Source organism: Ramlibacter sp. (assembly GCF_050250995.1).
Taxonomy (GTDB): domain Bacteria; phylum Pseudomonadota; class Gammaproteobacteria; order Burkholderiales; family Burkholderiaceae_C; genus Ramlibacter.
In genome coordinates, this window is sequence record NZ_JBFWNP010000028.1 from 17,509 (window position 1) to 42,098 (window position 24,590).

General features: G+C 69.4%; 24 protein-coding genes and 1 tRNA gene. 10 read left to right on the forward strand and 15 right to left on the reverse strand.

Annotated features, from left to right (window positions below; genetic code table 11):
• Positions 1–10: 10 nt before the first annotated feature.
• Positions 11–943, reverse strand: coding sequence for an AEC family transporter (locus AB7E83_RS17480; RefSeq protein ID WP_428571701.1), 933 nt, complete (start codon positions 941–943; stop codon positions 11–13).
• Positions 944–982: 39 nt separating this feature from the next.
• Positions 983–1,058, reverse strand: a tRNA-Arg gene (locus tag AB7E83_RS17485).
• A gap of 149 nt (positions 1,059–1,207) precedes the next feature.
• Between AB7E83_RS17485 and AB7E83_RS17490 the strand changes: the two genes are divergently transcribed.
• Positions 1,208–2,128, forward strand: a complete 921-nt coding sequence (locus AB7E83_RS17490) for a c-type cytochrome (protein ID WP_428571702.1) — start codon at positions 1,208–1,210, stop codon at positions 2,126–2,128.
• 46 nt (positions 2,129–2,174) lie between these two features.
• Here the strand turns inward: AB7E83_RS17490 and AB7E83_RS17495 are convergent, their stop codons facing one another.
• Positions 2,175–2,717, reverse strand: a complete 543-nt coding sequence (locus tag AB7E83_RS17495) for a DUF2946 family protein (protein WP_428571704.1) — start codon at positions 2,715–2,717, stop codon at positions 2,175–2,177.
• A gap of 120 nt (positions 2,718–2,837) precedes the next feature.
• On the opposite strand from AB7E83_RS17495, the gene rocF reads away from it, so the two are divergent.
• Complete coding sequence (rocF, locus tag AB7E83_RS17500) at positions 2,838–3,746, forward strand: arginase (RefSeq protein WP_428571706.1); 909 nt, start codon at positions 2,838–2,840, stop codon at positions 3,744–3,746.
• 155 nt (positions 3,747–3,901) lie between these two features.
• Entirely contained in the window at positions 3,902–4,105 is a 204-nt protein-coding gene (locus tag AB7E83_RS17505; RefSeq protein WP_428571707.1) for a hypothetical protein, read from the forward strand.
• Positions 4,106–4,127: 22 nt separating this feature from the next.
• Here the strand turns inward: AB7E83_RS17505 and AB7E83_RS17510 are convergent, their stop codons facing one another.
• Both AB7E83_RS17510 and AB7E83_RS17515 read right to left on the reverse strand, forming a co-directional pair.
• On the reverse strand, positions 4,128–6,233 hold the full coding sequence (locus tag AB7E83_RS17510) for a sensor histidine kinase (protein WP_428571709.1): 2,106 nt from the start codon (positions 6,231–6,233) through the stop codon (positions 4,128–4,130).
• Entirely contained in the window at positions 6,230–6,961 is a 732-nt protein-coding gene (locus AB7E83_RS17515) for a response regulator transcription factor (protein WP_428571711.1), read from the reverse strand. Before AB7E83_RS17515 ends, AB7E83_RS17510 begins: the two co-directional genes overlap by 4 nt.
• Before the next feature lie 140 nt (positions 6,962–7,101).
• On the opposite strand from AB7E83_RS17515, the gene AB7E83_RS17520 reads away from it, so the two are divergent.
• A complete protein-coding gene (locus AB7E83_RS17520) occupies positions 7,102–7,740 on the forward strand; it encodes a hypothetical protein (RefSeq protein ID WP_428571712.1) in 639 nt (212 codons plus the stop codon).
• Positions 7,741–7,774: 34 nt separating this feature from the next.
• On the opposite strand, the gene AB7E83_RS17525 is transcribed toward AB7E83_RS17520, so the two are convergent.
• The 3 genes from AB7E83_RS17525 to AB7E83_RS17535 all read right to left on the reverse strand — a co-directional run bounded on the left by AB7E83_RS17525 (position 7,775) and on the right by AB7E83_RS17535 (position 10,629).
• Positions 7,775–9,430 carry a RecQ family ATP-dependent DNA helicase gene (locus tag AB7E83_RS17525; protein ID WP_428571713.1) on the reverse strand — a complete coding sequence of 552 codons (1,656 nt, stop codon included), beginning with the start codon at positions 9,428–9,430 and terminating at the stop codon, positions 7,775–7,777.
• Between the two features lie 59 nt (positions 9,431–9,489).
• A complete protein-coding gene (locus tag AB7E83_RS17530) occupies positions 9,490–9,831 on the reverse strand; it encodes a hypothetical protein (RefSeq protein ID WP_428571714.1) in 342 nt (113 codons plus the stop codon).
• Between the two features lie 105 nt (positions 9,832–9,936).
• Positions 9,937–10,629 carry a YggS family pyridoxal phosphate-dependent enzyme gene (locus AB7E83_RS17535; protein ID WP_428571716.1) on the reverse strand — a complete coding sequence of 231 codons (693 nt, stop codon included), beginning with the start codon at positions 10,627–10,629 and terminating at the stop codon, positions 9,937–9,939.
• 41 nt (positions 10,630–10,670) lie between these two features.
• Here AB7E83_RS17535 and AB7E83_RS17540 point away from each other — a divergent pair, with 41 nt between their 5' ends.
• Genes AB7E83_RS17540 through AB7E83_RS17550 form a run of 3 tightly spaced genes read left to right on the forward strand, consistent with a single transcriptional unit; the run spans position 10,671 to position 13,811 of the window.
• Positions 10,671–11,714, forward strand: a complete 1,044-nt coding sequence (locus tag AB7E83_RS17540) for a type IV pilus twitching motility protein PilT (protein WP_428571718.1) — start codon at positions 10,671–10,673, stop codon at positions 11,712–11,714.
• Positions 11,715–11,732: 18 nt separating this feature from the next.
• The gene (locus tag AB7E83_RS17545) at positions 11,733–12,869 is read left to right on the forward strand and encodes a PilT/PilU family type 4a pilus ATPase (protein WP_428571719.1); all 1,137 of its coding nucleotides are present in this window, start codon (positions 11,733–11,735) and stop codon (positions 12,867–12,869) included.
• Positions 12,870–12,908: 39 nt separating this feature from the next.
• A complete protein-coding gene (locus AB7E83_RS17550) occupies positions 12,909–13,811 on the forward strand; it encodes an NAD(P)-dependent oxidoreductase (RefSeq protein WP_428571721.1) in 903 nt (300 codons plus the stop codon).
• Between the two features lie 33 nt (positions 13,812–13,844).
• Here the strand turns inward: AB7E83_RS17550 and AB7E83_RS17555 are convergent, their stop codons facing one another.
• On the reverse strand, positions 13,845–14,450 hold the full coding sequence (locus tag AB7E83_RS17555) for a BON domain-containing protein (protein ID WP_428571723.1): 606 nt from the start codon (positions 14,448–14,450) through the stop codon (positions 13,845–13,847).
• Entirely contained in the window at positions 14,447–15,046 is a 600-nt protein-coding gene (locus AB7E83_RS17560; RefSeq protein ID WP_428571724.1) for a phosphoheptose isomerase, read from the reverse strand. Before AB7E83_RS17560 ends, AB7E83_RS17555 begins: the two co-directional genes overlap by 4 nt.
• A 248-nt stretch (positions 15,047–15,294) precedes the next feature.
• Between AB7E83_RS17560 and AB7E83_RS17565 the strand changes: the two genes are divergently transcribed.
• Complete coding sequence (locus tag AB7E83_RS17565) at positions 15,295–15,663, forward strand: hypothetical protein (protein WP_428571726.1); 369 nt, start codon at positions 15,295–15,297, stop codon at positions 15,661–15,663.
• Between the two features lie 80 nt (positions 15,664–15,743).
• On the opposite strand, the gene AB7E83_RS17570 is transcribed toward AB7E83_RS17565, so the two are convergent.
• Positions 15,744–16,136 carry a YraN family protein gene (locus AB7E83_RS17570; RefSeq protein WP_428571728.1) on the reverse strand — a complete coding sequence of 131 codons (393 nt, stop codon included), beginning with the start codon at positions 16,134–16,136 and terminating at the stop codon, positions 15,744–15,746.
• On the opposite strand from AB7E83_RS17570, the gene rsmI reads away from it, so the two are divergent.
• Positions 16,136–17,038, forward strand: a complete 903-nt coding sequence (gene rsmI, locus AB7E83_RS17575; RefSeq protein WP_428571730.1) for a 16S rRNA (cytidine(1402)-2'-O)-methyltransferase — start codon at positions 16,136–16,138, stop codon at positions 17,036–17,038. The genes AB7E83_RS17570 and rsmI overlap by 1 nt on opposite strands.
• Here the strand turns inward: rsmI and priA are convergent.
• A complete protein-coding gene (gene priA / locus AB7E83_RS17580; protein WP_428571732.1) occupies positions 17,035–19,071 on the reverse strand; it encodes a replication restart helicase PriA in 2,037 nt (678 codons plus the stop codon). The genes rsmI and priA overlap by 4 nt on opposite strands.
• A 368-nt stretch (positions 19,072–19,439) precedes the next feature.
• Positions 19,440–20,537 (reverse strand): uroporphyrinogen decarboxylase, encoded by a 1,098-nt coding sequence (hemE, locus tag AB7E83_RS17585; RefSeq protein ID WP_428571734.1) that lies wholly within the window; start codon positions 20,535–20,537, stop codon positions 19,440–19,442.
• A gap of 122 nt (positions 20,538–20,659) precedes the next feature.
• On the opposite strand from hemE, the gene AB7E83_RS17590 reads away from it, so the two are divergent.
• Positions 20,660–21,760, forward strand: coding sequence for a tetratricopeptide repeat protein (locus AB7E83_RS17590; RefSeq protein WP_428571736.1), 1,101 nt, complete (start codon positions 20,660–20,662; stop codon positions 21,758–21,760).
• Positions 21,761–21,785: 25 nt separating this feature from the next.
• Here the strand turns inward: AB7E83_RS17590 and AB7E83_RS17595 are convergent, their stop codons facing one another.
• Both AB7E83_RS17595 and AB7E83_RS17600 read right to left on the reverse strand, forming a co-directional pair.
• On the reverse strand, positions 21,786–22,400 hold the full coding sequence (locus AB7E83_RS17595; RefSeq protein ID WP_428571738.1) for a thioredoxin family protein: 615 nt from the start codon (positions 22,398–22,400) through the stop codon (positions 21,786–21,788).
• A gap of 11 nt (positions 22,401–22,411) precedes the next feature.
• Entirely contained in the window at positions 22,412–24,553 is a 2,142-nt protein-coding gene (locus tag AB7E83_RS17600) for a protein-disulfide reductase DsbD family protein (RefSeq protein WP_428571787.1), read from the reverse strand.
• Positions 24,554–24,590 lie beyond the last annotated feature (37 nt).

Consider the following 24,590-nt stretch of genomic DNA (forward strand, 5'->3'; position numbering starts at 1 on the left):
TGCCAGAAGCTCAGCGCGGATTCGCGCCGATGCCGGCCATCCACAGGACGAGGGGGATGTAGAACACCGCGAACACGGTGGACTGGAGGACGACCGAGGCGGCTTCCGCGGGCCGGAGCCTGAGCTGCGCCGCGAATGCGACGACGTTCGCGGCCATGGGGACGATTCCGAAGATGAGGAGCAGGGTATGCACGCGGGGCTCGAAGAGCCCCAGCACTTCGCGGTCCAGCAAGGCCAGGCCCCACGTGCAGGCGGGCCACAGCAGGAATTTCACGCCCAGCATCACCCCCGTTAGCCTTGCGGAGGCTTTCCATACGCCGGCCTGGCTCAGTGCGGCACCGATCAGCATCATGCCGACGATGATCCATGCACCCGTCAGCCGCTGCCACCAGGTCAGCGCCGCCGCAGGCAGCGGAAAGTCGAGCGCGTTCCACGCCAGTCCGAGGATGACCGCATAGTTCGCGGGCAGCGACAGCACGCGCTTGACGCTGTCGCGTACGCTGAAGGTGCTCCGCGCGCCGAGGTAGTAGCCGACCGTCGATTCGGACAAGGAGATGCCGACGTTGCCGAGCAGATAGATCCCGGCGGCATCCGGCCCGGCGACGGCGAGGACGACGGGAAGGCCGAAATACCCGGTATTGGCGGTGGACGCCGCCATCGCGACGAGATTGCGCCGGCTGTCGGTGAAGATGCGCGCCGTCGCGGCATAGACGAAGACGCTGATGCAGCTTCCGACCGCCAGGAGCAGCAGCGGAAGGAGCAGGTACGAGGGACGGAAATCGAGCTGGGCCATCGCGCCGAACGTGACGGAGGGCGCGAGGAAATAGATGCCCAGCTTCGCAAGCGTGAGCGAGTCGACCTGCATCCAGCGGCCCGCGACGTAGCCGAGCCCGATGAGGAGGAGCAGCGGCAAGAGGCTGCCGAAGAGGAGTTCAGGGAACATGGCGGTGCCGGGCAAGCATCCCTGGCGAGAGACGAAACCTGGCGCGGCTGGCGGGGATCGAACCCACGACCCTTGGCTTCGGAGGCCAATACTCTATCCACTGAGCTACAGCCGCTTCGCATTCGGAAAGCGAGGCGCGATTATCCCTCATGTAAGCGGCCGCGCCCGGCTGCGGTGCGCGGCGGGGCGCGTCGAAGAGGGCAAAAGGGCGCCGTCTATAATCGAAGGTTGATTTTCGAATAGCCCGCGAACTCCGAGGACGTCATGAGCGACAGCACGCACGAAGAAGCCCACACCGGCCCGATCAAGACACCCAAGCAGTTGTTGATCGCGGTCTTCTTCTCCTTCTTCGTCCCGGTCTTCGCCATCATCGCGCTCGTGGCCTACGTCGTCGCCGACAACAAGCCCGCGGGCAGCACCGACGTCGCGAAGTACGCCCTCGGCGGCGTGACGGCGCAGGATATCGAGCGCGGCACGGTCGAGCGCATCCGCAAGGTGGGCACGGTCGAAATTCGCGATGCCAATCGCCCGCTCAAGAGCGGCGAAGAGGTCTACAAGGCGCAATGCACGTCCTGCCACACGGCCGGCGTGGCCGGCGCCCCCAAGCTCGGCGACGCGCCGTCGTGGGCCAACCGCCTCGCGACCGGCTTCGACGCCCTCGTCGCCTCGGCCATCAAGGGCAAGGGCGCCATGCCGGCGCAAGCCGGTGGCGACTTCGAAGATCTGGAAATCGCACGCGCGGTCGCCTACCTGGCCAATGCCGCCGGCGGCAAGTTCGCCGAGCCGCAGCGCCCCGCCGCGGCAGCCGCCACCGCGCAGGCCGGCCCATCCGCGCCCGCATCCGCGCCCGTCGCTGCGGCCGCAGCTGCAACCGCGCCGGTCGCCAGCGCCGCGCCCGTCGCGGTGGCCGCGGCGGCAGCGCCTGCACCCGCCGCCGCTGCCGCGGGCGGCGCCGGCGAAGCGCTCTACAAGACCGCCTGCGCGGTTTGCCATGCGGCTGGCGTGGCCAACGCCCCGAAGTTCGGCGACAAGGCCGGCTGGGCTCCGCGGCTCGCGGCCGGCGTGCCGGCGCTCTACGAGTCGGCGATCAAGGGCAAGGGCGCGATGCCGCCCAAGGGCGGGTCGACCGCCCCCGACGCCGATGTGCGCGCCGCCGTCGACTTCATGGTGAAGTCGGTGCGCTGACCGTTCGCCGTCCACTCTCGAAAAGCCGCTCACCGAGCGGCTTTTTTCATGGCGCGGTGCGAGCCGAGGCGTTTTCCGCGGCGGGGCTGGTGACGAAACCGAACCGCGAAGGGAGTTCCGCCGACGACACGGGCAGCGGCGTCCACCGCCCGTCCTCGATCGCATCGGCGGCCAGCGCCATGTCGAGCGTGTGCACGAGGCCGATGCCCAGGTCGGTGTCGAGATAGACCCGCCCCGCTTCGTCCGTGAAGCAGGCACGCGGCTGCGCCAGGGGCCCTGTGTGCGATGTCACCGCGCCATCGGCGGCGATGCGCCACACATGCGGCGTGCATTCGAGTTCGATGTAGACGCGCTGCGGCCCGTTCTGGAAATACCAGCGCCCCGCATCGTCGCGATCGTAGTTGCGGTGGATGAAGTCGACGAGCTTCTCGTGCCGCAGCATCGAGCCCTTGTGTGCTGGGAAGGGCCCCAGCGCCTGCACGCGGTCGTCGCGCATGTACCAGTTGCCGCGCGCATCGAGCGCGAGCCAGCCGTAGCAATGCGGAACGTTGGGCCACTTGGCCATGGCCTGGCGCACGATGTCGTCCATGCGGCCATTATCGGGCGGGCCGCCTTGCTGCGGGGGCAGGAGGACGGTTGCGTTCCGGCCTACGCATGCAAGCGGCGGCCAGCGCCCCGCTGGCGGCGGCGCTGCGCCACAATCCAATGCATGACGACGCTCAGCCTGATCGGCGCGCCGACCGATGTCGGGGCCAGCGTCCGCGGCGCAGGGATGGGACCCGACGCTTTGCGCGTGGCCGGGCTGGTGGAAGCGCTGCGGGCCTGCCGCTACGACGTGGTGGACCGCGGCAACCTCGCGGGTCCGCCCAACCCCTGGCAGCCGCCATCGCAGGGCCTGCGCCATCTCGACGAGGTCGTGGCATGGAATCGCGCCGTGTACGACTCGGTGACCGCGATCCTCGGTGACGGCCAGGTGCCCGTCGTCATGGGGGGCGACCACAGCATCGCCATCGGCTCCATCAGCGCGATCGCGCGGCATTGCCGCGCGCAGCGCAGGAAGCTGCGCGTGATCTGGCTCGACGCGCACTCCGACGTCAACACGGAAGCGATCAGTCCCAGCGGCAACATGCACGGCATGCCGGTGGCCTGCCTGCTCGGTCATGGCCCGGACGCGCTGGTCGGCTGGAGCGGCGAACGCGCGGCGCTGGGCCCCCACGACATCGACTTCATCGGCATCCGAAGCGTCGACGTCGAGGAGAAGGAGGCGATACGCCAGCTCGACCTCCAGGTGTTCGACATGCGGCACATCGACGAGCACGGAATGCGCAACACGATGACCCAGGCGCTCCATGCCGTGGACGAGGACACCCACCTCCACGTGAGCTTCGACCTCGATTGCCTCGACCCCCTCGACGCGCCCGGCGTGGGGACGGGCGTGCGCGGCGGGCCGACCTATCGCGAGATGCAGCTCTGCATGGAAATGATCGCGGACACCGGACAGCTGGGCTCGGTCGACATCGTCGAGATCAACCCGGCGCTCGACGTCCGTAACCGCACCGCCGAGCTGGCGGTCGAGTTCGTCCGCAGCCTGTTCGGGGCGAGCACCCTCGCGCGCTGAGCTCTGACCCGTTCGCGTCGGATCTTCAGCCGGTGGCGATCGACGCTCGCCGCCTGCTAGGCGACATGCTCATGCGCCCTAGTCGAAATCCCTAAAGGGCATGCGGGGCCGCGATCGAAACTTCACTCCATCGAACGCCGCAGCCTGGAGAGAACATGAACACCGCTCACATCGACCTCGACCGCGATCCCATCGACCTCGTGTGGGGCGAGCGTCCCAAGACCATCGTCCTTGCCTCCGTGCATCGCCCGACATTCACGCAGCAGCTCACCGTGCTGCGCGACAGCCTGCCGCAGGACCGGGCCCTCGGCACCGTCATATTGCCGAAGCCGCGCATCCGCGCCGTCAATCTCGCCTGACGCCGCGTCAGGCGGATGGTGCTCAGGCGCGCGGAAGAGCGAGCTCGAAGCACACACCGCCGGACACGTTGCGCGCCACGATGGTCCCGCCCATCTTGACCATGTAGGTCCGCGCGACGAAGAGGCCCTGGCCGCGACGCTCGCCCGAGGGTCCGTCGCGAAGCTCGCCGGCCTCCCCCGCCTCGCCCGCCTCGCTGCCTCCCACGCCATAGTCGAAGATGCGATCCAGCAGGGCGTTGTCGATCGGCGGACCCGCATTGCGGATGCCGGCCACGGCCCGGCCTTCGTGCAAGGACAGCGCGATCTCGATGGCGGAGCCCGGTGTGCGGTGGCGCTCGGCATTGCGCAGCACGTGCGTCACGACATCCTCCAGCGCGAACTCGTCCGCCCGCACCATGACGGACCTGTCGGCGCCCGCATACCGAACGTCGGCGATGCCCGCGAATCCCGCGTTCTGCGCGACGTGGCGCAGGAACGCATCGAGGTCCAGCGGCGCGACGTCGATTCGCGCCGCCGCCAGCGCCTCGCTCGGCGAAGCCTGTCCGTAGAGCACGCGCACGGCCTGCTGCATGCGCTGCACGTAGCGGTGTGCCGGGTCGTCGGCATGAGGATGCAGCACCATCAGCGACTGCAGCGGCGACAGGATCTCGTGGCCCACGGCCTGGAGCATGTCGCGCTCCTGCCCCGCGCGGCGCTGCTCGCGCTGCACGTCGTCCTTCACGCGCTGCAGCAGGTCGGCAAGGCCGCCGGCCAGCAGGCCGAGCTCGTCGTTGCCGCGCAGGTCGGACACGTCGAGCCGGCCGATGCGCTCCCCGCCGCGCGCGTCGTGCTGTACGTCGTGCGACACCGCCGCGGCGCGCTTCGCGAGCACCGCGATGCGCCGGATGAGCCCCACCTCGATCACGAGCCAGGCGAGCGCGATGGCGCCCAGCATGGCCGCGACGTACCACGACAGGCGCGTCGCGATCGCGCCGAGGTTGCGGTCGATGCCGCGTGCGTCCGAGGCGAGGCGCACGTCGTACGAGCCGAGCGGTGTCGCGATCGTCTCTCGCGCCTGCATGGGCGGGGGCCGCGTCGCCACCGGCAGGCGGTCGATGAGGCGCACGATGAGCGGAGAGCTCGGCTCCGTCGCTGTCGCGCCCTTGAGCACGACGGACGGCTGCGCCGAATCCATCGCGCGCACGGTGAGCGTCTCGCCCGGCAGCAGCGATCGCGCGAACTGCTCCAGCGGGGCCGCGCCTTCCGCGCCCGGCGCATTGCTGTCGAAAAGCGGCGGGCCATCGCCGGGCGCGAGCATCTGCACGTGGATGCGCGACTGCCGCAGGTCCGGCGGCGGCCACGCGGTGCGGGTGCCTTCGCGCAAGGCATCCAGCGGCAGGCGCATCGCATAGAACACGCTGCGCGCGCAGTCGGGAGGCTCGCCGCCCGCCGAGCAGGTCGCGCTCTGCCACAGCCAGCCGCGGAAATCCCGCACGGGCCGGGCCGACGCGAGGGTGGGATCGCCGGTCGTCTCGAAAGCGCTCAGCCGCCCGCGCACGAGCGGCTCGCCGCGCATCGACAACCGCTCGAACGGTGCGATCCACGAGCGCACCTCGCCGCGCATCTCGACGCGCACGCGGGCGCGGTGCGAGGCTTCGATGTCGAGCTCGCCGCCCTCGCGGCCCGCCAGTTCGCCCGAGCGGAAACTCCCGACGAGATAGAGGAAGCCGCCGGCCACCGCGCTGCTGCCCACGCCCGCGCAGAGCGTGCCGCCGTCCGGGTAGCGCACGGCGCAGCCCGCCGCGTCGACGGCCTGCTGCGCCCGGTTCGGATCGTCGAAATCGAGCGAGGGATACGGCAGCACCTTCGGCCGCAGCGGCGTCGCCTCGGACGCCTCGCTGGAATCGCCGGCATTCAGCAAGGCGAACAGGCCCGCCGGCTGCTTGAGGCGCGCGAGCAGGTCGGCCTGCGTGCGGCGCAGGGACTGCTCGTAGCTGCGGTAGCTGCGGTCCTTTTCGTCCTGCAGCAGCACGACGGCGAAAGCGATCGTCGCCAGGGCGAGCAACAGGAAGACGCCGCGAAAGAGGATGCGCAGGCGAAACGAGGCGAGCCCGAGACGGAGCCTCGGTCGCTCGAGTCCGCGCGTCATGCGCCGCCGCGCCGCGCGTCCCCGCGGGGCCCGCCGACCCAGCGGAAGCCGCGCATCGGCACGTTCTCGATCCCGTCGAAGGCGGCGTCGACCTCGCGGAACGCGTCGCGGATCGTGCTCACGTGCTTGCGCACGTTGTCGCGGTTGCGCCCGCTCTTGACGACCTCGAACAGGTCGTCGTAGCTCACGACTTCCCCGTGCCGCTGGTACAGCGTGGCGAGGATGCGCTGTGCGGTCAGCGGCAGGTTGATGCGCTGGCCCCGCCACATCGGCGTGCGCTGCCAGAGCGGGTCGAGCGAAAGCTCGCCGGGCGCATCGCCACGCGGCGCGGCTTCCTTCGCTTTGCGCTCGCGCGCGACCCGCAGCAACTCGAGGAAAGTCTCGATGAAGTCGGCCTCCTCGAACGTGGTCTTCTGCAGGTAGTCCCACGCGTCGAGCGCCTTCATGATTCCGCGGTAGATCGTCGCGGGCATCGCGGAGACGACGAGGACCGGCGTGCCCCGGCCTTGCTTGTTGATGGCATTGATGAGCGCCACGCCGGCATGACGCTCGCGCCCGAGCTCGATGTCGAGCAGGACGACGTCGTAGCTCTTGCGCGCGAGGGCGGCCTCGGCGTCGTCGCGCGTGAACCACTGGTCGACCTCGATGCCCTCGCGCACCGATCGGATCCAGCCGGCCAGCTGGTCGCTGGTGGGCGGGTCGTCCTCGATCACGGCGACACGCGTCATGCGGACGATTATCGGCGGCGTCCGCGCGGGTCCGCGTGAGGATTTCTTCCGGGGCGTGAACGAAGCCGCCCGGCGCGCGCATTGTTCGCTCCGGGCGGAATTCGAAGAATGGGTTCATCGCACACAAAAGGAGAAATGCGATGAACGCGATGAATGGGATGAACGCGAACCGCCCCCTGCGCCAGTTCTCGCTCGCCTGCGCCGGTGCGGCGCTTGCCGCCACGACCTGGGCCTGCGGCCTGAACGAGGCGGGCCTGTCGCTCGACGCGCGGCTCTGGCGCGAGGAGGCCGTCGCCAACGACGTGGCGTCGGGCGACGAGGGCTGGTATCGGCTTGCGGTCCATGGCGATGCGATCGACGTCCGACTGGCGCGCCCCGAGTGCGGGGACGAGGACGTGCCGGCCGGCACGATGTACGTGCAGCTGCCCGACGCGACGATCCTCGAGGGCACGCGCGTCAACCACCTGTTCCCGCAGGGCGCCTTCCATCCGCGCGTCGGCGACGCGTACCGGCTCGCACTTGGCAGGACCGAGGTGGAATTCCACGTCGAGAGCAGCGGCCGTGGCACCGAATACGTGATCCGCTATGGCGGGATCGATCACCGCTACGTGCTCGGCCGGCCCGCATCCGCCACGCGCCTGCATGCGGTGGCGGACCTCGACGGCGACCGCCTACCCGACTTCCTGGTGGAAGTCGGCGGCGTTACCTTCCTGCTGCTGTCGAGTCACGCCCGTGCCGGCACGAATTTCCCGAGCGCGCAGCTCTGGGCGGCGGGTTGAGCCGTCGGCGCCGCGCGTGCTGACGCGTGCCGGCTCACGCTGCCTGTCGCGGCCGGTGGCGTTGAACGTACTCCGGCAGGAAGGCGCGCCGCGTCCCGTCCGCGAATGCCACGGTCACCTGCAGCGCGGTCGCTTCCTCCACGATGCCGCGACCGTAGCGCTTGACCTTCACGATGTCGCCGCGCGCCAGGCCCGGCGCACCGGTGCCGGTTACGGGCTCGTCGTTCGCCGCCGATTCACGCGCGAGATGCTCCACCACCTTCTCGTGCGCGGCGATGCGACGGCAGTTGTCGCAATGCTCGCACCGGTCGAAGGGCGAGGTGCCGTCCAGATGTTCGAGGATGAGGCGCCAGCGGCACGTCCCCGCCTGTGCGTAGAACACCATGCGCTCCAGCCCTTCGCGGTCGAGGTCGCGCTTCTCGCCATACGCTTCCATGAGCGCCTCGATCTCCTGCGCGGTCAGCTGCCGCTTCGCAAGCCTCAGCGAGCCGTCGATCCCCGCTTCCACGATTTTCTGCCGGCGCAGCAGGCCCACGGCGACCTGCAGCTTGTTGCGCGGCCGCGCGAGGCGTCCCTGCAGCAGCGGCAGCGTCCAGGCCATGCCGTCCGGTGGAGGCTCGTGCAGCGCTTCGAGCAGCGCGACCGCATCCTGCCCCGTCGGATAGCGCCCGGCCAGGAAGAACTGCTGCACCGCCTTGTCCCCGCGCAGGAAGATCAGCGTGCAGCGCGCCGCTTCCCCGTCGCGGCCCGCGCGTCCGGCTTCCTGGTAGTACGCCTCCAGCGTCGGCGGCAGCTGGAAGTGCAGCACGAACCGGATGTCGGGCTTGTCGATGCCGAGGCCGAACGCGTTGGTGGCCACCATCACGCGCTGCGCGCCGCTCATGAACCCTTCCTGCGCCGCATGCCGCTCGGCCGCGGGCAACTTGCCGTGGTACAGGCCCGCGGATTCACCGGCGGCGTGCAGGGCTTCATGCACGGCAGTCGCGGCCTTGATCGTCGCGCAATACACCATGCCGCTGCCGTCGAGCGTGCGCACCTGCTGGACGCAGCGCTCGAGCTTCTCGTCTTCCGTCGCCACCGCTTCGACGCGCAGGTCGAGGTTGGGGCGGTGCGCGCTGGCGTTGACCACACCGGCGGCCGGGATGTCGAGCTGCGCGCAGATGTCCCGGGCCACCTCGTCGTGCGCGGTCGCGGTAAGCGCCAGCACCGTCGGCTTGCCCAGGCGCGGCAGCACCGTGCCGACGTCGAGGAAGGCGGGGCGGAAATCGTGGCCCCACTGCGAGATGCAGTGCGCCTCGTCGACCGCGAGCAGGCTCACGGGATGGCGCAGGAGCAGCTCGAGGAACTCGGCGTCGGCGAGCCGCTCCGGCGTCGTCATCACGATGCGCGCCGTGCCGTCGGCGATGGCGGCTTCGGCGCTGCGGGTCTCTTCCGAGTCGAGTGCGCTGTGCAACTGCACGGCCTCGATGCCGTGGTCGCGGAGGGACTCGCACTGGTCCTTCATGAGCGCGATCAGGGGCGAGACCACCACCGTGCGGCCCGGAAGCAGCACCGCCGGCAACTGGTAGCACAGCGACTTGCCGGCGCCCGTGGGCATCACCGCCAGGGTCGGCAGGCCGCGCATGACGCGGTCGATCACCGCCTGCTGGCCGGGCGTGAGGCGCGAGAAGCCGAACTGCTCCCGCAGCACGGCGCGGATGCGCCGGGCGTCGGGTGCGGCCGCGGCAACGCCGGAGCGGCGGGCGGCGGTCAGCGGTCCGCCTCTTCGTCTTCGATGTCGTCGGATGCGCCGAGGCCGGAAGCGTCGAGGTCGGTGAGCGCCATGCCGTCGGCTTCGTCGGCCGCGAAGACTTCGCCGTCGGCGAGGTTCACGATGCGGTCCGGCGCGATGTCGGCGCCTTCGCGCATGTCGGCCCCCGCGACCGCGCCGCGCTCGCCCGTGCCGCGCGAGTCGCTGTCCGCATGCTCCTCGTACGTGCCGATGGTGTCGCTGCCGCTGTCGGAGTTGTCGCTCGGGCCCAGGAGGTCCGCGCCGCGGCCGATGGGTTGCTCGGGCGCGGTGTCGCCGCCCAGGATGCTGCTGTACGCCATGAGATATGTCCTGTGGTTCCGTTCGCGCCAGTGTGCGGACGCTGGCGTTGCCGCCGCGTAGTCGCTCTCGGTCCCCGGCTGTCGGACGGCTCCGGCGCGGCCGGCTCAGGCTTTCGCCGGCCGCCCGCCGAAGATCGCGGTGCCCACCCGCACCATCGTGCTGCCCGCGTGGATCGCGGCCTCGAGGTCGGCCGTCATTCCCATCGACAGGGTGTCGAGCGCGAGCCCGCTGCCCTTGAGCTGCTCGAAGAGTGCGCGCGCCTTCGCATGCACGGCCATATGCGCCGCGAAATCCTCCTGCGGCTCGGGGATCGACATCAGGCCGCGCAGCCTCAGCCGGGGCAGTGCCGCGATCTCGCGCGCGAGGGCGAGCGTTTCCCCGGGAGCCACCCCCGATTTGGACGCGCCGCCGTCGATGTTGACCTGGATGCAGACGTCCAGCGGCGGCTGCTCGTCCGTGCGCTGCTCCGACAGGCGCTGCGCGATCTTGAGCCGGTCCACCGAATGGGCCCAGGCGAAATGCGCCGCCACCAGGCGCGTCTTGTTGCTCTGGATCGGGCCGATGCAGTGCCACTCCAGCGGGAGGTCCGCCAGGAGCGCCATTTTCTCGACGGCTTCCTGGATGTAGTTCTCGCCGAAAGCGCGCTGCCCCGCCGCATAGGCCTCCCGCACGGCCTCGGGCCCGAACGTCTTGGCGACGGCGAGCAGCGCCACGTCGGCCACGGGGCGTCCGGCGTCCGCGCAGGCCGCGGCGATGCGGGCATGGACGCTCTGGAGGTTGGCGGCAATCGTGGTCATAATGGAACGGCCACTTCGACAAGCAGAACAAAGAGGGATCCGTGGATATTACCCAGCTGCTCGCATTCAGCGTCAAGAACAAGGCGTCCGACCTGCACCTCTCCGCAGGCCTGCCGCCCATGATCCGGGTTCACGGCGACGTGCGCCGCATCAACGTCGACCCGATGGACCACAAGCAGGTCCATTCCATGGTGTACGACATCATGAACGATACGCAACGCAAGAACTACGAAGAGTTCCTCGAGTGCGACTTTTCGTTCGAGATCGAGGGCCTGGCCCGCTTCCGGGTGAATGCGTTCAACCAGAACCGCGGCGCGGCCGCCGTGTTCCGCACGATTCCGTCGAAGATCCTCACGCTCGAGCAGCTCAACTGTCCGAAGATCTTCGCCGACCTCGCCATGAAGCCGCGCGGCATGGTGCTCGTCACCGGCCCCACGGGCTCGGGCAAGTCGACCACGCTCGCGGCGATGGTCAATCACCTGAACGAGACCGAGTACGGCCACATCCTCACCGTGGAAGACCCGATCGAGTTCGTCCACGACTCCAAGAAGTGCCTGGTGAACCAGCGCGAAGTGGGGCCGATGACGCTCTCGTTCGCGGCCGCGCTCAAGTCGGCGCTGCGCGAAGACCCGGACTGCATCCTGGTCGGCGAAATGCGCGACCTCGAGACGATCCGGCTCGCGATGACCGCGGCGGAAACCGGCCACCTCGTGTTCGGCACGCTGCATACCTCGAGCGCCGCCAAGACCATCGACCGGATCATCGACGTGTTCCCCGCGGACGAGAAGGAAATGGTTCGCGCGATGCTCTCGGAGTCGCTGCAGGCCGTGATCTCGCAGACGCTGTGCAAGACCAAGGACGGCACCGGCCGCGTCGCCGCGCATGAAATCATGCTGGGGACCTCGGCCATCCGGAACCTGATCCGCGAAGCGAAGGTCGCGCAGATGTATTCGGCGATCCAGACCGGCAACAGCTTCGGCATGCAGACGCTCGACCAGAACCTCGCCGATCTCGTGAAGCGCAACATGATCAGCCCGGCCGAGGCGCGGGGCAAGGCGAAGATCCCCGAGAACTTCCCTGGATAAGAGTTGTAAAGGACCATCATGGAACGCGACCAGGCGAGCAAGTTCATCAACGACCTGCTGAAGCTGATGATCAGCCGCAACGGCAGCGACCTGTTCATCACGGCCGACTTCCCGCCCGCGATCAAGGTCGACGGCAAGGTCACCAAGGTCTCGCCGCAGCCGCTCAATGCCGGGCACACGCTCGCGCTGGCGCGCTCGATCATGAACGACAAGCAGGCGGCCGAGTTCGAGCGGACGAAGGAATGCAACTTCGCCATCTCGCCGCCCGGCGTCGGCCGCTTCCGCGTCAACGCGTTCGTGCAGCAGGGCAAGGTCGGCATGGTGCTGCGGGTGATTCCGATGACGCTGCCCACGATCGACAAGCTCGGGGTGCCGACCGTGCTCAAGGACGTGGTGATGTCCAAGCGCGGCCTCGTCGTGCTCGTGGGCGCCACGGGCTCCGGCAAGTCCACGACGCTCGCGGCCATGATCGACTGGCGCAACGAGCAGAGCTACGGGCACATCATCACGATCGAGGACCCGGTCGAGTTCGTGCATCCGCACAAGAACTGCGTGGTGACGCAGCGCGAGGTGGGACTGGACACGGACAATTGGGAGGCCGCGCTCAAGAACACGCTGCGGCAGGCGCCGGACGTCATCCTGATGGGCGAGGTGCGCGACCGCGAGACGATGGAGCACGCCATCGCCTTCGCCGAGACCGGCCATCTGTGCATGGCCACGCTGCATGCCAACAGCGCCAACCAGGCGCTCGACCGCGTGATCAACTTCTTTCCCGAGGAGCGGCGCGCGCAGCTGCTCATGGACCTGTCGCTCAACCTCAAGGCCTTCATCTCGCAGCGGCTCGTGCCCAAGCAGGACGGCAAGGGCCGGCAGGCGGCGGTCGAGGTGCTGCTGAATTCGCCGCTGATCTCCGACCTGATCTTCAAGGGTGAAGTCTCCGAGATCAAGGAGATCATGAAGAAGAGCCGCAACCTGGGCATGCAGACCTTCGACCAGGCGCTCTTCGACCTCTACGAGACCAACGTCATCAGCTACGAGGACGCGCTGCGCAACGCCGACTCGGTGAACGACCTGCGCCTTCAGATCAAGCTCAATTCGCAGCGTGCGAAGACGCAGGACCTGTCGGCGGGCACCGAGCATCTGGCGATCGTTTGACCCTCCCCGAAGCCACACCGAAAGATTGAAGCGAACGCCATGGCAAGTACGAATCCAAGAACCTACGAAGCGTCGGAGTCGCGCAAGGTGGCCTTCCTCGGCCTCGGCGTGATGGGCTTTCCGATGGCCGGGCACCTCGCGCTCGCCGGCCACAAGGTCACCGTCTACAACCGCAGCCCCGAGAAGGCGCTGGCCTGGTGCAAGGAATTCACCGGCGGCTATGCGCCGACGCCCCGCGAAGCCGTGGCGGGCTGCGAGCTCGTCTACGCCTGCGTGGGCAACGACGACGACCTGCGCGCCATCGTGCTCGGACCGGACGGCGCATTCGCCGGCATGAAGCCCGGCGCGATCTTCGTGGACCACACGACCGCATCGGCCAACGTCGCGCGCGAGCTGCACGCCGAAGCGAAGAAGCGCGGCCTGTCCTTCATCGACGCGCCCGTGTCGGGCGGGCAAGCCGGCGCGCAGAACGGCATGCTCACCGTCATGTGCGGCGGCGACAAGGAAGCGTTCGATGCGGCGCGTCCGGCGGCCATGGCGTTCTCGCGCGCCTGCACGCTGCTGGGCGAGAGCGGTGCCGGCCAGCTCGCGAAGATGGTCAACCAGATCGCCATCGCCGGGCTCGTGCAAGGGCTGTCGGAAGCCATCGCCTTCGGCCAGAAGGCGGGACTCGACATGAACCTCGTGCTCGACGTGATCGGCAAGGGCGCGGCTCAGAGCTGGCAGATGGACAACCGCGGCAAGACGATGATCGAAGACAAGTTCGACTTCGGCTTCGCGGTCGCGTGGATGCGCAAGGACCTGGGCATCGCGCTCGACGAGGCCAAGCGCAACGGCGCGCAGCTACCGGTGACGGCGCTGGTCGACCAGTTCTATGCCGACATCAAGATCCGCGGCGGCGCGCGCTGGGACACGTCGAGCCTGATCCGCCGGCTGCGCTGAGCGCGGCGGACGCGCCGCGCATGCGGCGCGCGGTCAGCGCGCCTGCATGCGCTTGAGCTCGTCTTCCGTCAGGTATTCGAACACGCGCACGACGCGCTGGACGCCGCTGACCGTGCGCGCGATCTGCGTCGCCTTGTCGGCCTCCCGCTGCGTCACGCGGCCGAGCAGGTACACCGTGCCGCGCTCGGTGATCACCTTGAACGCATTGATCTGCAGGTCGGCCGCATCGACGATCGACGCTTTCACCTTGCCGGTCACGAGCGTGTCCGACGAGCGCTGCGAGAGCGTGGTGATGCCGATCACGCCCAGTTCGTTCACGATCGACTTCACGTTCTCGACCCGCGACACGATCTGCTCGGCCTGCTGCTTGGCCTGCTCGCTCGGGACCTCGCCGGTCAGGAGCACGACGCGGTTGTAGCTGTTCACGTTGACGTGCGCACGGTCGCCGAAGGCCTCGCGCAGGCGCGCACCCGCGCGCAGCTCGATGCCCTCGTCCTCGATCTGGATGCCCGAGGTGCGGCGGTCGGTGTACATGAGCGCGCCGCCGGCGGCCGCGCCGGCCACGAGCAGGGGCGCGCAGGCCGAGAGGGTGAGGGCGGCCGCGCAGGCGGCGAGGACAATGCGTGCAGTGCGTTTCATGCGGGACTTTCCTGGTCGCCCAGCAACTGCGAATCGACGCCGTCGCAGATGCAGTGCAGGGCAAGGATGTGGACTTCCTGGATGCGTGCGGTGCGCTCGTGCGGCACGCAGACGTGGACATCGGTCTCGCGCAGCACGGCGCCGATGCGGCCGCCGCCGCGCCCCGTGAGCGCGACGACGGTCATCTCGCGCTCGTGCGCGGCCTCGATGGCGGCGAGGACGTTCGCCGAGTTGCCGCTCGTGGAGAGCGCGAGCAGCACGTCGCCGGACTGGCCGAGCGCGCGCACCTGCTTGGAGAAGATGCGGTTGTAGTCGTAGTCGTTGGCGATCGCGGTGAGGATCGAGCTGTCGGTGGTGAGCGCGATCGCGCCGAGTTCGGGCCGCTCGCGTTCGAAGCGGCCCACGAACTCCGCCGAGAAGTGCTGCGCGTCCGCGGCCGAGCCGCCGTTGCCGCAGGCCAGCACCTTGCCGCCGCTCGTGACGCAGGCGAGCACGGCCTGCACCGCAGCCGCGAGCGGCTTGCTCAGCGTCTGCGCGGCCTGATACTTCAGGTCGGCGCTGTCGATGAAGTTCTGCTGTATGCGTTGCTCGAGCATGATCGCCGAATGATAACGGCCCGATGCGAACGGCCAGCAAAGCTGGCTCTGCAGCAAGCGGCCGCGATCCGGTGCGCCACCGTGAGGCCCAACGGGATGTAGGCGAACGACCGACGCCCCGGCGGGCGCGGAACGACACGAGGTGCCGCATGAGGCTGACTCCGCGCAAGCGTGGCGCAACTAATCTACACGAAGCAGGCAGGAGCCCGCTTTCATCAATCAGCGAATACGCTCAAGGAGAAGTTGCAATGGCCATGAAAAAAATTGCCGGTCTGATCGCCGGTGTCGCCTCCGTCGCCGTCATCGGTGTCGCCGTCGCCCAAGGCGTTCCGCCCAACCCGTACGTGACGAACCATGCCCTCGGCGCGGGCCAGCAAAGCACGCACATGACGTCGATGGGCGAGACCGGCGTCCCCGGCTTCGTGGACAGCACCGTGACGGCCACCGTCATCACCGAGCAGCCCGTCGCCGTGGCGCCCGCGCCCGTGATCGTGGAAGAGCGCGTGGCGATCGCCGAGCCGGCCCCGGTCGTGGTGGAGCAGCAGCAGATGGGTGCCTCCCCGGCGCCTGCCGCCGAGCCGGCACCGATGCCCGCGCCCCGTCGCGACCGCGGCTGATCGCGCGATCGACCTCGGTTGAGGACCGGACGGCTTAGGCGGACCGGTTCGCATCGACCTTTGGGCCGAGGGCGCTGCCCTCAGCCCGCATCGAAGGCGGCACGGAGCCATTGCAGCGTGCCGCCTTCGATGCTCACGACGTCGAATCGACAGGCGGGCGTGCGTCCGAGGCGCATGAGCCAATGACGCGCCGCCAGCACGATGCGCCGTCGCTTCGCCAAGCCGATGCTCGCGGCCGCGCCTCCGAAGGCGCGGCTTGCGCGCTTGCGCACTTCGACGAAGACGAGCGTGCCGTCGCGCTCGCGCATGATGAGATCCACCTCGCCGCCGCCGCGTCCCGGCGTGCGGTAGTTGCGCGCGACCAGTTGCAGCCCTTCGGCGACGAGGAAACGCAGCGCCTCGTCCTCGCCCGCGTCGCCGCGGGCCTTGGTGGTAGCCTCGGGCGCTGGGGCTTTTCTGCCGGGGACCTGCATTGAGCGCATCTTTCGCTTCCGCCTTGATCGCCGCGCGAGAGGCGGCGGCCGCGCAGCATTATCCGCAAGGCGCGCTGTACGTCCTCGCGACGCCGATCGGCAATCTCGCCGACATCTCCCTGCGCGCATTGCACGTCCTTCAGATCGCGGATGCGATCGCCTGCGAGGACACGCGCCACACGCAGGCGCTGCTGCGCGCCTACGGCATCGAGCAGTCCGCCGGCCGTTGGCTCGCGGTCCACCGGCACAACGAGACGGCGTCGGCCGATGCGGTCATCGAGCGCCTGCGCGCGGGCGAGCGCGTCGTGTATGCGAGCGATGCCGGCACGCCCGCGGTCAGCGACCCGGGCGCGCGACTGGTGGCCGCGGTGCGCGAAGCCGGCTTCGCCGCCGTGCCGCTGCCGGGGGCGAGCAGCGTCACGGCCTTGATGAGCGTCGCGGGCGCGGCCTCGGACGATCCTTCCTTCGTGTTCGCGGGCTTTGTTCCGGCGAAGGCCGGCGAGCGCGATGCGCTCGTGCAGGCGCTCGCGGCCGAGCCGCGCGCGGTCGTGCTGCTGGAGGCGCCGCATCGCATCGAAGCCGCCGCGAAGGCGCTGGCCGCGCTGGGCGAGCGACCCCTGGCTGTCGGGCGCGAGTTGACGAAGCAGTTCGAGGAGATCGCGGTGATGCCGTGCGCCGCATTCAGCGACTGGCTGGCGGCGCAGCCGCAGCGCCTGCGCGGCGAGTACGTGCTCATGCTTCATCCGGTGCCGCAGGTGCGCAGCCCGGACGAAGGCTTGCGCGTGCTGAAGCTTCTGCTCCAGGAACTGCCCGTGAAGACGGCCGTGAAGCTCGCGGCCGAAATCAGCGGCGCGCCGCGCAACGAGTTGTACGAAGCGGCGCTCGCGCTTCGTCGCGGCTAGATCGCCAGCGGATCGACGTCGACCGCCCAGCGGATCAGCCCCTTCGTGCGCAATTCGTACAAGGGCCAGTTCGCGAGAAAGCGCTGGAGTGCGACGCGCGATGCGCTTTCCACCAGCATCTGCGCCCGCTCGACGTTCGCCACGCGCTGCACCGTCATCGGCACCGGCGAATACACGGTCACGTGCTCCCCCGCCTCGACGCCATCCGCCGCCTCCGCCGCCGCGGCGAGGAAGGCCTGCGCCGCCTCCTGCGTCCGCGCGTCGGCACGCAGCAGGGCCTGCGACACGAAGGGCGGCATGCCGGCCTGTTCGCGCTCCTTCAGCTGCCGCTCGGCGAATGCGGGGAAATCGTGCGCCTTCAGCGCCGCAAACAGCGCATGTTCGGGATTGAAGGTCTGGATCCACATCTCGCTCGCATCCGCCTGCGCCGCGTCGCGGCCGGCGCGGCCCGCGGCCTGCATCAGCAGGCTGAACAAGCGCTCGGGCGCACGGAAGTCGCTCGCGTAGAGCGCGGAATCGGCGTTGACCGCGGCCACGAGCGTCATGCGCCGGAAGTCGTGGCCCTTGGTCACCATCTGCGTGCCCACGAGCACGTCGACCTCCCCCGCATGGACCTCCGCGAGCTGGCGCTCGAGCGCGCCCTTGAGCCGCGTCGTGTCGGCGTCCATGCGGCCGATCCGCGCGGGCTCGCCGTCGGGCCGCCGCGCATCGCCGAGCAACTCGATCAACTGCTCTTCGATGCGTTCCGTGCCGCGTCCAACCGGCGCGATGTCGACGTTGCCGCACGCGGGACACGCGCGCGGCACGCGCTCGGCGAAGCCGCAGTGGTGGCAGCGCAGCGTGCGGTCGATCTTGTGGAACACGCGATACGCGCTGCAGTTCGGGCAATCGCTCTTCCACTCGCAGGCGCCGCAGGCAAGCACGGGCGCGTAGCCGCGGCGATTCAGGAACACGAGCGACTGCTCGCCGCGCGCGATGCGCTCGCGCAGCGCCGCCACCAGCGGCGGTGAGAACACCGTGCCGCGCGGCTGCTTCGTCATGTCGACCACGCGCACCTTCGGCAGCACGCCGGCGCCCACGCGCGAGGGCATGTGCAGACGCGTGTAGCGGCCGCGGTTCGCGCCCTGCCAGCTCTCCAGCGACGGCGTCGCGGAGCCGAGCAGCACCTTCGCGCCTTCGAGCTTGCCGCGATAGACCGCGAGGTCGCGCGCGGAGTAGCGCGCCCCCTCCTGCTGCTTGTAGCTCGGGTCGTGCTCTTCGTCGACGACGATCAGGCGCAGGTGCGGCATCGAGGCGAACACCGCCATGCGCGTGCCGAGCACGATACGCGCTTCGCCCGCATGCGCGGCGAGCCAGGACTTCAGGCGCTGCGCCGGCGTCATGCCGCTGTGCATCGCCACGACCGCGGCCTCGCCGAAACGCTCGACGAAGCGCGCGTGAAGCTGCGGTGTGAGGTTGATTTCGGGCACGAGAACCAGCGCCTGCGCATCGGGCTGCGCCTCGAGCGCGCACGCCACCGCACGCAGGTAAACCTCCGTCTTGCCGCTGCCGGTGGCGCCGAAGAGCAGGAACGGGCCTTCCCCCCTGCCGATATCGTCAACGGCTGCCTGCTGCTCCGGGGTCAGGGGCGGCGCAGGATGGACTTCGGAGGGGTTAGCCGCCGCGCTGCGCCGCTTCAGCCGCCGCGCCAGCTGAGCCGGCACGAGGTCGCGCAGCTGCGGCGGCACGGCGGCGAGCGCCACTTCGCCCAGACCGCGACGGTAATAGTTGGCCGTGAAGGTAACCAGCTGTCGCCAAGGGGCAGCGAGTGGCGTGAGGCCGCTGAGCACGGCCGAGATGGGCCTGAGCTCCATGCCTGCGCCGGGCGCATCGTCCGCATCGTCGTCCCAGACGATCCCGAGCAACTCCCGGCGGCCGAGCGGCACGCGCACCAAGGTACCGGGCGCAAGTGGCAACTCACTTAGATAGGTGAGGGGGCCTGCGAGCGTGCTGTGGGCGGGCGTGGGCACCACCGTCCGGACGAAATGGCTCATCGATTTCGGCTCGCTTAGCCCGGTCTTTTCATGCGATCTTGCGAAAACGGCGTTAAGTCTTTGATTGAAAACAAGAAACCGAACGACCCCCGTTTTTTGTGGATAACTTTGTTGATAGGTGCGCGGCGACCCCTTGCAAGCCCAGCAAAATCAAGGGCTTGGCTACATTGCCCGGAAAGGTGGCATTTGCAATACCCAAATAAAATCAACAACTTGCGAGCGCTACGGGTTTCATAGCGCGCCCGGCCGCGGCGGCGAAAAATGCGTTCCCCGCAACATGTTTTCTGTGTACAAGTCAAGCACGCCCGAAGTGAATTGCTGGGCTTGGACCTAGGGAACACCCGGATGACGACGCGCCGCCACCTCGATCAAGCATTCCGGAGGCGGCGGGAATGTGCATGGACCTCGTCGACCAGGGCGTCGACGCTTTCGGGGGGCGTGTGCTGATTGATGCCATGACCCAGGTTGAAGATGTGGGTGGGTCCCGGGCCCGCGCCGGCATGCGGCGTGCCGAAGTCGTCCAGCACCCGGCGCGCCTCGGCGCGCACGGCCTCGGCCGGCGCGAACAGCGCGGCCGGGTCGAGATTGCCCTGGAGGGCGACGCGCGCGCCGACCTGCGCGCGCGCCCGCGCCAGGCTCACGGTCCAGTCGACCCCGAGCACGTCGCACGCGAGCGAATCGGCCATGTCGCCGAGCCACAGCCCGCCGCCCTTGGTGAACACGATGCGCGGGATGCGCACGCCTTCGTGTTCCCGCTTCACGGCCGCGAGCACGCGAGCGGTGTACGCGAGACTGAATGCGCGGAAGGCGTCGTCCGAAAGCGCGCCGCCCCAGCTGTCGAAGATCATCACGGCCTGCGCGCCCGCGTCGATCTGCGCGTTCAGGTAGGCGGCGACCGCTTGCGCGTTCACGGCCAGGATGCGGTGCATCAGGTCGGGACGCGCGTACATCAGGCTCTTCACGCGCCGCCAGTCGTCGCCCGAGCCCGCGCCCTCGACCATGTAGCAGCCGAGCGTCCATGGGCTGCCCGAGAAGCCGATGAGGGGGACGCGCCCGTCGAGCGCGCGGCGGATCGAGGTCACGGCATCGAACACGTAGCGCAGCTTCTCCAGGTCGGGCGGCGCGAGCGCGGCCACGGCCGCCTCGTCGCGCACGGGCGAAGCGAAGCGGGGCCCTTCGCCTTCGGCGAAGGTGAGGCCCAGGCCCATCGCGTCGGGCACGGTGAGGATGTCGGAGAACAGGATGGCGGCATCGAGCGGGAAGCGTTCGAGCGGCTGCAGCGTGACTTCGGTCGCGTAGTCGACGTTCGTCGCCAGGCCCATGAAGCTGCCCGCGCGGGCGCGCGTCGCGCGGTATTCCGGCAGGTAGCGGCCGGCCTGGCGCATCAGCCAGACGGGCGTGTACGGCGTGGGCTCGCGCAGGCACGCGCGCAGGAAAGTGTCGTTGCGCAGGGGGGCGAAAGGCATGGGGCGATTCTCGCAGGGCAGGCCCTATGATCCCACGGATGCCAGTCCCCACGCCCGTCGCCTCGTGTCCTGTGCCGCTCGGGCGATCGTCTGCCTTCACACGACGGCTGGGCCGAGGCTGAATGTCGGACGCGAATTTCAGGCAGGCCCGCGAGTTCTTCCTTTCGGGTCTCGCCCACTACCAGGCCGGCCGCTTCGTGGAGGCGGAGCGCGACTTCGCCGCATCGCTGTCGCTCGTGCCCGGGCGTCCCTCGACGCTCACCAACCTCGGCGCGACCCGCCTGAAGCTCGGGCGTTTCGAGGAGGCGGTGGCGATGCTCGACCAGGCGATCGCCGCCGAGCCCGACAACGTCGAGGCGCTCGGCCATCGCGCCACCGGGCTCGCGGAGATGGGGCTGCTGCGCGAGGCGCTCGCGGACTTCGACCGCGTCGTCGCCATCACGCCCGACGCGGCGGCGGCGTGGACGTTGCGGGGCTCCGTGCTCAACGACCTCGGGCGGCAGGCGGAGGCCGCCGACTCGTACCGCGAGTCGCTGCGGCTCGGCGGCGATGCCGAGCTCAACCGCTACTACCTCGCGGCGGCCGCGCGCGGCGAGGCGCCTCGCACCGCGCCGCGCTTCTATGTCGAATCGCTCTTCGACAACTATGCACTGGGCTTCGACGAACAGCTGGTGGCGTCGCTGCGCTACCGCGCGCCGCAGATTCTCGTCGCCGGCTTGCAGCGGGAGAAGCGGATCTTCGCCAGCGCCATCGACCTGGGCTGCGGCACGGGCCTGTGCGGGCCGCTGCTGAAGCCCCTGTGCGCGCGGCTGGAAGGTGTCGACCTCTCCCGTGGCATGCTCGCGAAGGCCGAGGCGCTGGGCGTGTACGACGCGCTCGCGCACGCCGATCTGCTGGATGCGCTGCGCGCGTCGGCGCAGCCGTGCGATCTCGCCGTCGCGGCCGATGTGTTCATCTACGTGGGCGCGCTCGATGCGGTGTTCGAGGCGCTGGCGCGGCGCATGCCGGCGGGCGGCATGTTCTGCTTCTCGCTCGAGGAGTCCGAAGGCGGCGAGGCGTTGCAACTGCGCCAGAGCCGCCGCTATGCGCACTCGGAGAACTACGTTCGCGAACTCGCGGCGAGGACCGGCTTCGAGGTACGTGCGCTCGAGCGCGCGCCGGTGCGCGAGGAGCAGCGCGTGCCGATCCCCGGCCTCTATTTCTGGCTGGCGCGCAAGGACTGAAGCGCCGGTCCGGTGCGCGGCCGACTCAGGCGTCGTTCTTGTACTTCACCGAACAGCCGTAGGCGCGCGTGGTGGCCGCGCTGATCGGCTTGCCCGCCATCGCCTCGGCGAGGCCCTGCTTCACGTAGTTCACGGCCTTGCCGATGTCCGCGGGATTGCTCGACGCAATGCTGTCGATGCCGCCTGCGTAGACGAGCTGCCCCCGCGGATCGACGATGTACATGTGCGGCGTGGTGCGCGCGCCGTAGGCCTTGCCGGCCACGCCGTCCTCGTCCATCAGCACGGCGCTCGGCCTGGACTTGCGCTCGTTCTTCCAGGCCACGAGCTTCGCGGGCGCCATGTAGTCGTAGGCATCCTTGGCGGTGGAGTTGATGGAGAGCCACACCGCGCCCTTGCCCACCGCGTCGGCCTGCGTCGCCGGCATGTTGCCGCTGTCGTAGTGCTTGCGCACGTAGGGACAGCCGGGGTTGGTCCACTCGAGCACGACGTACTTCCCGCGGAAGTCGCTCAGCTTCACGGTCTTGCCGCTCGCGTCCTTCAACGCGAAGTCGGGCGCGGCCTGCCCCACGGAAGGCGCGGCGTGCGAAGCGGCCGCGAAGACGAGGGCACAGCAGGTCAACAGGGTACGGCGCATCAACATGGACATCACTCCTAGAGTTTGGCGATCGCGGAACGGACTTCCTCCACCCCCAGCACTTCGGACAGCACGACCGGCGCGCTGCCCGCGCGGTAGAACACGTAGACCGGCACGCCGCTGCGGCCGAGGCCGGCGAGCGCGGCGGTGATGGCGGGGTCGCGCCGGGTCCAGTCGGCACGCAGCAAGGCTACGTTCCTGGTCCGCAGATCGGCAAGCACATCCCGATGCGCGAGCGTGGTCTTCTTGTTGAACTGGCAGGTGACGCACCAGGCGGCGGTGAAATCGACGAAGACCGGCTGGCCCTGCGCGACCAACTGTTCCACGCGCTCGGCCGACCAGGGTTGCCAGAGGGCGTCGCTCGCGGCCACGCGCTCGGGCGGGGTCGGCGTGGCGATGGCGGGGCCCACGCCCCAGGCCAGCGCGGCGGCGCTGGCGATCGATACCGCCCCGATGATCGCGCGCGAGCGCCCGCGCAGCGTCGCCGCCCAGATCACCATGGCGAGCGCGACCAGCAGCGCGAGCAGCGCGCCCGCGCCGTCGATGCCGGCCTGCTGGCCGATCACCCACACCAGCCACGCGACCGTGGCGAACATCGGGAAGGCCATCAGCCTGCGGAACGTGTCCATCCACGGACCCGGCCGCGGCAGGAGGCGCGCCACCGCGGGGATCCAGCTGGCCAGGAGATAGGGCAGCGCCATGCCGGCCCCGATGGCTGCGAACACCGCGAGCGCTTCATGCGCGGGCAGTCCGATGGCGAAGCCGAGCGAGGCGCCCATGAAGGGCGCGGTACAGGGCGATGCGATCGCGACGGCGAGGACGCCGGACAGGAAGGAATTCGCCACGGGATGTTTCGCTTCGAGCGACGCGACGGCCGAAGGCAGCAGGCTGCGGAATTCGAACAATCCCGCGAGGTTGAGGCCGATGACCGTGAACAGCGCTGCAAGTCCGGCCACGAAAATCGGCGACTGCAACTGGAAGCCCCATCCCAGTTGCTCGCCCGCCGCGCGCAGCGCGAGCATGAGCGCCCCGAGGCCGATGAAGGAGAGCACCACGCCGGCGCCGTAGGCGAGGCCGGCGATGCGGTGGCCGCGGCGGTCGTCCGCGTGCTTCGTGAAGCCCACCACCTTGATCGTGAGCACCGGGAACACGCAGGGCATGAGGTTGAGAATGATGCCGCCGAGGAAGGCGCCGAGGATCGCGGCAAGCAGCGTGAGCGACGGCGTGGCCGGTGCCGGCGAAGAACCGCCTGCGTTGCGCAGCGCCTGCTGCAATGCGGGCGTGAGCGTGGCCGACGCCGCCGTGCCCGCAGCCTTCGGCCATTCGCCCCGCACCGGCGCTTCGATGCGCCAGCCATCGCCGCCCGAGGCGAGCACCACCGGCATCACCGACGGACTTTGCGCGCGCTGCGCCGCGAGGGGCACGGAAGCCGTCCACACCTCGCCCTTCCAGGCCTGCGTCCACTTCGCGCCGGTCTCGATGACTTCGCCCTGCTCCGGGAAGAATTCGAGCGTCTTGCCGCGCACCGCGACGGGCAGGCCCGGAACGCTGACTTGAAGCGCGTTGCCTTCGATGCGAACCTCGCCGCCGTCCTTCAAGGCCTTCGGCTGCGAAGCCAGCGCCTTCGAGAAGGCGGGTCCGTTGAGCGCCGTGCTGCCGCGAGCCGGCAGTTTCAGCACGAATTCGCCCTCCTCGGGAATGCACTCCTTCCTGCAGACGAGCCAGTTCGCCTTGAGCCGGATCTCGGCGTCGCCCACGAGCGGCGCCTTGAACTCGGGCGTGACCGTCAGCGGCACGGGCAGCAGCACCGTGTCCTCGTAGCCGTAGTTCGCGAGATGGCCGATGGGAATCTTCTTCGGCACGGGCCAGGCGATGTCGCCGGCCTCGATGCCGCGCGGCAGCGTCCATTGCAGCTGCGTCGGCAGGCCGGAGTCGCCGGAGTTCTTCCAGTAGGTATGCCACTCGGGCTGGTGCGTGAGTTGCAGCCCGACCCAGGCCGTCTTGCCGGCTTCGAGGCCCTCGGGCGCATGCGCCATGACTTCGGCGCGAACGCGCTCGGAGGTAACGACCGTCTTGACAGCGGACTGCGCGGAGACGGTCGACGGGAACAGGCCGCCGAACAGGGCGGCCGAGAGCAGGATGCGCAGGAAATTCGTCATCGCCACGGTCGGAGCTCTGCCATACCGCGAAAGTTCC

Bases quoted from the DNA above. Each gene is read 5' to 3' on its own strand.
- AB7E83_RS17480 (WP_428571701.1), bottom strand. From the start codon at position 943: ATGTTCCCTGAACTCCTCTTCGGCAGCCTCTTGCCGCTGCTCCTCCTC.
- AB7E83_RS17490 (WP_428571702.1), top strand. From the start codon at position 1,208: ATGAGCGACAGCACGCACGAAGAAGCCCACACCGGCCCGATCAAGACA.
- AB7E83_RS17495 (WP_428571704.1), bottom strand. From the start codon at position 2,717: ATGGACGACATCGTGCGCCAGGCCATGGCCAAGTGGCCCAACGTTCCG.
- rocF (WP_428571706.1), top strand. From the start codon at position 2,838: ATGACGACGCTCAGCCTGATCGGCGCGCCGACCGATGTCGGGGCCAGC.
- AB7E83_RS17505 (WP_428571707.1), top strand. From the start codon at position 3,902: ATGAACACCGCTCACATCGACCTCGACCGCGATCCCATCGACCTCGTG.
- AB7E83_RS17510 (WP_428571709.1), bottom strand. From the start codon at position 6,233: ATGACGCGCGGACTCGAGCGACCGAGGCTCCGTCTCGGGCTCGCCTCG.
- AB7E83_RS17515 (WP_428571711.1), bottom strand. From the start codon at position 6,961: ATGACGCGTGTCGCCGTGATCGAGGACGACCCGCCCACCAGCGACCAG.
- AB7E83_RS17520 (WP_428571712.1), top strand. From the start codon at position 7,102: ATGAACGCGATGAATGGGATGAACGCGAACCGCCCCCTGCGCCAGTTC.
- AB7E83_RS17530 (WP_428571714.1), bottom strand. From the start codon at position 9,831: ATGGCGTACAGCAGCATCCTGGGCGGCGACACCGCGCCCGAGCAACCC.
- AB7E83_RS17535 (WP_428571716.1), bottom strand. From the start codon at position 10,629: ATGACCACGATTGCCGCCAACCTCCAGAGCGTCCATGCCCGCATCGCC.
- AB7E83_RS17545 (WP_428571719.1), top strand. From the start codon at position 11,733: ATGGAACGCGACCAGGCGAGCAAGTTCATCAACGACCTGCTGAAGCTG.
- AB7E83_RS17550 (WP_428571721.1), top strand. From the start codon at position 12,909: ATGGCAAGTACGAATCCAAGAACCTACGAAGCGTCGGAGTCGCGCAAG.
- AB7E83_RS17555 (WP_428571723.1), bottom strand. From the start codon at position 14,450: ATGAAACGCACTGCACGCATTGTCCTCGCCGCCTGCGCGGCCGCCCTC.
- AB7E83_RS17560 (WP_428571724.1), bottom strand. From the start codon at position 15,046: ATGCTCGAGCAACGCATACAGCAGAACTTCATCGACAGCGCCGACCTG.
- AB7E83_RS17565 (WP_428571726.1), top strand. From the start codon at position 15,295: ATGGCCATGAAAAAAATTGCCGGTCTGATCGCCGGTGTCGCCTCCGTC.
- AB7E83_RS17570 (WP_428571728.1), bottom strand. From the start codon at position 16,136: ATGCAGGTCCCCGGCAGAAAAGCCCCAGCGCCCGAGGCTACCACCAAG.
- priA (WP_428571732.1), bottom strand. From the start codon at position 19,071: ATGAGCCATTTCGTCCGGACGGTGGTGCCCACGCCCGCCCACAGCACG.
- hemE (WP_428571734.1), bottom strand. From the start codon at position 20,537: ATGCCTTTCGCCCCCCTGCGCAACGACACTTTCCTGCGCGCGTGCCTG.
- AB7E83_RS17590 (WP_428571736.1), top strand. From the start codon at position 20,660: ATGTCGGACGCGAATTTCAGGCAGGCCCGCGAGTTCTTCCTTTCGGGT.
- AB7E83_RS17595 (WP_428571738.1), bottom strand. From the start codon at position 22,400: ATGTTGATGCGCCGTACCCTGTTGACCTGCTGTGCCCTCGTCTTCGCG.
- AB7E83_RS17600 (WP_428571787.1), bottom strand. From the start codon at position 24,553: ATGACGAATTTCCTGCGCATCCTGCTCTCGGCCGCCCTGTTCGGCGGC.